Annotated in this window: 3 protein-coding genes; all 3 read right to left on the bottom strand. The window is 43.9% G+C overall.

What is annotated here, in order from left to right; translation table 11 throughout:
- The coding region (locus WBA23_RS21415) for a sulfatase-like hydrolase/transferase (RefSeq protein ID WP_424584323.1) at positions 1–613 on the bottom strand (613 nt) is incomplete at its 3' end.
- Positions 614–968: 355 nt separating this feature from the next.
- Positions 969–2,267 (bottom strand): RagB/SusD family nutrient uptake outer membrane protein, encoded by a 1,299-nt coding sequence (locus WBA23_RS21410; RefSeq protein WP_424584322.1) that lies wholly within the window; start codon positions 2,265–2,267, stop codon positions 969–971.
- Between the two features lie 11 nt (positions 2,268–2,278).
- The coding region (locus WBA23_RS21405) for a SusC/RagA family TonB-linked outer membrane protein (RefSeq protein ID WP_424584321.1) at positions 2,279–5,196 on the bottom strand (2,918 nt) is incomplete at its 5' end.

Raw genomic sequence — 5,196 nt, 5'->3', positions numbered from 1 at the left:
CGGTTTGTGGATAATACGGGGGCAGGCTAACGTCTTCAATCGCAATAGGATTGATAGTGTCGCGTTGCCACCGACGGTGGGTTCCAGGAAAAGTCAACTGAGCGAAGAAAGGTTGCCCCTCTTCCCGCTCACCCCAATCTTCCCCCTGGTACAAATCTCCATCGTAAGTAAAGTTCAGATCAGTTTTTCGGTTCGCCATAAAGCAGGTAAAGTATCCTGCTTCTTGCAATAGATGTGTCATCGGGCGAATGCCGTGGGGCAGCGGCTGACGGGTAAACCCTGAGCCATTAGTACGATGCTGATTCGCTCCAATATAGTTCTGATGAAACCCGGTCATCATGGCTGACCGGGAAGGCGAGCAAACCGGTGCAGTAGCAAACGCATTGGTGTACCGAATACCTTCCGCAGCCAGTTTATCTACATTAGGGGTACTGATACCTGGTTCGCCGTAGCAAGAAAGTTGGTAGCCCCAATCTTCCAGCATAATCCAGACGATATTGGGCTTCTCAGTTGCAGCAGCTTCTTGGTCAGTTTGTTCGGATGGGTCACAAGCCTGAATTATAATGGTGAGAAAAAGGGTGTAGAATGATAAATGCTTAGTATAGGTTGTCATATAAGTATGAAATAATAAGTTAACAACTTACTTATTTTTCTTCACACAAAATAGTTGGTTAATAATTTCAGACCATACGTGAGTTGAAAGAATATTCACCAAATCAATATTCTATATTTATCGAATATGTAGCTCTATCAATACAGAATCTAAATCTTATAGCAAATAAAAACTATGGTTGGATCTGGCATCCCAAACTGTGTGCACCTATCATCCTAATTAAAGTAGCTCAAGCTTAGTACCGCAAAACACTAAAAAACATCAATTGTAAGATTAATATTGCTCTGAACCAGCCCCTTTGTCTCAGATTGGGTTTATATTGGTTTTATAGTTCAGTTTATTAAGCAGGTTTTTATTAAACCGCCGGATCATCCGGGGTATTGGGATTATTGGAGCGCTCAGTATCTGGATATGGATAAAAATTACGGGTTCGGCTCATAGAATTACTACCCGGACCGGGTCGGCTAAAGCGACGGCTATCCTCTAGGCGCATACCCGTTAGAAATAGTTCTACCGCCCGGTTATTATAAATATCCTCCAATACTGCTTCTACCGTGGCAGGGCCAGTGTACGAGGTAAGTGCCGCGTTTACTCCAGTAGGATCGTCAGTCTTAGTCCGTACTGCATTGAGGGATTCGATTGCGCCGTTTATTTCACCAGCACGGGCCTGAGCCTCAGCCTTATTAAGTAAAACTTCGCCAGGAAGATACACCGGAATAGAAGTCGTTCTTGCGCTAAAATAACCTGCCAAATCCTCTACTGGTAGCTGTAAAGCAGCGGAAGTAGTATCAGCCGATACCAGAAAGAAGTTGATCCGCTCATCGCTAGCATCTAGTTGAAGCATGTCGAGGCCAAAGTTATCTAGTGGACGAAAATCGTTACTATTAACGGCTAACTCCCAAATGGGATTAGGATTTTCAGCATCATACACAAAGTAGGAAACCGAACTTAGGCTAACGGCATTTGCTGCGTTAATTGCTTCCTGGTAATTTCCAGCGATTAAATGATAGCGACTAAGATACGCTTCTACCATGTTCGGTAGGTCTAGCGTAGTTCCAACTTGATCGTAGAATGAATCGGAAGGTGGGGTTGATGATAAAAGAGCCCGGGCTTCCGTAAGCAAGCGTATAGCTTCAGCAATAACTTCAGTGCGATTTACAAACGGTGCATCACCAGTTGCTAATGTAGTGATGGGGGCTTGCTCAAAGCTCTGAGCTAAGTATCCTAATGAAGCTGCTTTGAAAAACAAAGCGTGGGCTAAAATTCCAGTACGAGTAGCAGCGTCCGGAACTACCTCTTCAGTGGTGTTATTAATAATTTGCTCGGCGTTACTAATTACCCGGTAAAGTCTGCTCCAGATACCACTCGTTAGTGAATTATCGTTCTCAATAGCATCGCCTCCTTCTTCTAAATTTAAGTAGTTTACAAAAGTAGTAAAAGCACCAAGTTCGCGAGAAGTTACTCCTGGAGTAATTATAACCCGGCTTAGCGCGTCCGTAGAATAATATTGACGCATACCGGCTGACAGGGCCAATAGACCTTGGCGACTGTTAAGTGCTTCATCTTCGGTAGCAGCATTAGGATTAGGAATATCCATTTCGCAAGCCGATACCAGCATAAAAAACCAAGCTGTAAGATATATTCTGAATTTCATGTTTTACGGATTTAGAAAGTAGCAGTAAGTTGAAATGAATAAGTACGAGGTATAGGTACTTCGTTGAAGTCAAAACCCCGGGTAGTGTTGCTTTGACCCGCTGCGTTAGTTTCAGGGTCCCAACCAGAATAATTATCAAACGAAAGCAAGTTCCTTCCTATCAGGCTCAGCCGTAGGTTAGTAATACCCAACGCTTCGGGTTGTAAATTATAGCTTAAGCCTAATTCTCGCAGTTTTACAAACGATCCATCTTCTACAAAACGGTCAAAAGCACTAAAGGTAGCGGCATTGTATCCTTTGGGCAGATTACCAGTTAGTTCATCTTCGTAAAGCTGTCCCCCACCAAAAGGGGCGAAAGATAAGAGGCGATTGGTAAAGTTGAATACGTTGAAATTCTGAATAGCGTCAAACTGTACACGAAAACTAAAATTCTTATAGTCAATTTCATTAATAACTGACCAGAAGAACTCTGGATTAGGATCGCCAATTACTTTTTCATCCAATGCCCCAGTAGGTTGTCCATCTTCGCGTCCTACTCGTTCGCGCTGAGGTAATCCGCCATCATCAAGTAGCAAACTGCCATCTGGGTTTTTGGCTAAGTATGTCGTATAAAATACCCCAACCGCCTCGTTGTTCAGAACTGCTGATTGACCAAAAGAACCTGGTAGTAGAATGAAGTCTTCTTCTATACCGTTCACCACGTTGGTATTGCGACTAAATGTACCTGTTACCGACCACACAAAATCTTGCGATTGCACGGGCACACCTCTTACCAGAACTTCAAAACCTTCGTTCTCTAAGGTTCCAACGTTTTGACGGGTACTACTAAATCCCGTGGTAGGAGATAATGTACGATTTAACAGAAGGTCTTCTACATCTTTAGTATAATAGGTGAATTCTAACCCAAAACGGTTATTGAACATACCCAGATCAACCCCGACTTCAAATTCCTTTTGCCGTTCCGGACGAACTCCCAAGGTTCCTCGCTGAGAAGAAGGCAATAGCCCGGTAACTCCGTCTATTGATGTAGGGTTTAGGTTAGTAAAGCGTTCAAAGGTTCCTATGCCGGTTAGGTTACCGGCTTCGCCGTAGGAACTACGAAATTTGAGGAGGTTCACTGAATTGCCTAAAGCCGATTGAAAAAAGGATTCTTCGGAGATTACGTACGAACCGCTGAGCTTGGGATAAAACTGAGTGCGTTCCTCTTCAGCGAATAAATTTGAGGCATCTACCCGAATAGCTCCTGTCAGAAATATTTTATCAAGAATTCCAATAGTTTCTTGTAAGAAAGCACCCTGCACAACTGTCTCAAGTCGAGACTCACCCCTGCCCTGTAATGTACCTGAGGCAGCGGTTCTAACAAAAGGAGGTAGGTCGGTACTTTCTAAAGCAATGTTTTCAACTTGCTCGTACTGTACGGTACCCCCCAATGCGGTAGTGGATTGAATTCCCGGAACAATCTCAGTCTGATAACCAATATTTAAGTCATTGTTCATCTGAAAGAAATTGCGGTCAGACCGGCGGGAGAATCCAGTGGGAAATATACCCGAAGTATTAGGGTCGGGAATAAATCCTAAACCAACTGAAGAGTACGTATCTACTCCTAACACATAATCAATGGTTAACCCATCAGCCGGAGTCAGGTTGACTTGAAAATCACCGATGAACCGGTTAGTTTCGTTACCAAAATCGTAGGCCTCAATTACTTCTAATGGGTTTGCCCGAGCGTTGGTATTGTTGTACAACCCCGTTTCGTTGTCTACCAGTGGGGTAACATTGTTGGAAAAGCTAAAGCCAGTTAATGCTCCGTAGGCTGCGCTAATTCCGCCGTTTGGTACGTCATTACTACTGCTAAGCGTATAGTTGGCCCCGAATGAGAAGCTAGCCCAGTCGTTAAGAATTTGATCTACGCGGCTTCTTCCGTTATATCGTTGATAATCTTGATTTTTAATGATGCCTTCGTTTAGGAAGTAGGCGCCCGATACAAAATATTTGGTGCGCTCATTCCCACCCGTAACACTTACGTAGCTATCAGTGCCAATACCCGTTTGAAAAATATCTTCCTGATAGTCGTACCGTTCTACGGGCGTGGTTGATAAATCGTCTAAAATAGTTGGTTCAGTAAATACGAAAGGAGCATCGTTGATCGGCAATTTTTTCCTTAATTCGTTTATCCGAAATGAGGTGCTTATTGTAACCTTCGGCGCGCCTTGCGTCCCCCGTTTAGTGAATATTTGTACTACCCCATTATTAGCCCGAGAACCGTAGATTGCCGCTGCGGCTGCGCCCTTTATTACTTCAATACGCTCAATATCGTTAGGATTGATGTCTACCAATCGGTTTTGGGAACTTCCACCCAAATCTACCAACTCTGACGAACTGTTGCTGACAATTACCCCATCAATAATGTACAGAGGATCGGATGAGCCAGCTAGGGTACTCACACCACGCAACCGAATAGAAATTCCTCCGGCCGGGCTACCCGAATTTTGCTGAACCAATGCTCCAGCTACTTTTCCAGCTAAAGCCTGATCAATACCAATGGCCCCAACTTCGGATATATTTTCACCCGAGACAGTAGAGATTGCGTTACCTAATTGTTTTTTGCTAGTTGCTACTGATGTGCCCGTCACCACTACTTCACTTAAACCAATAAGATCCATCTTCAAGGACTTATTAATGGTAATATTGGTATTGTTCGCATCCAGCGTGATTGGTTCTGTTACTCGCTCGTGCCCTACAAAATTAATAGCTAGCTGGTACGTCCCAGGTGCGCGACTAAATGATAACCGATAATCACCATTGATGTCGGAAACCGTTCCAATACTGGTCCCAACAAGTTGCACGGTAGCTCCTATTAGAGGTTCGTCGTATTCGTCAGTAACATTTCCTTGGACGGTGTAGTCAATCGCGTTTTGAGCTGTTGCTG

Source organism: Tunicatimonas sp. (genome assembly GCF_049647865.1).
In the GTDB taxonomy this organism is placed as follows: domain Bacteria; phylum Bacteroidota; class Bacteroidia; order Cytophagales; family Cyclobacteriaceae; genus Tunicatimonas.
The sequence above is the reverse complement of the archived record's forward strand: the minus strand, read 5'-3'. Positions and strand labels throughout refer to the sequence as shown.

Excerpts from the sequence above, each read along its gene's own strand:
- WBA23_RS21410 (WP_424584322.1), bottom strand. The coding sequence starts at position 2,267 with ATGAAATTCAGAATATATCTTACAGCTTGGTTTTTTATGCTGGTATCG.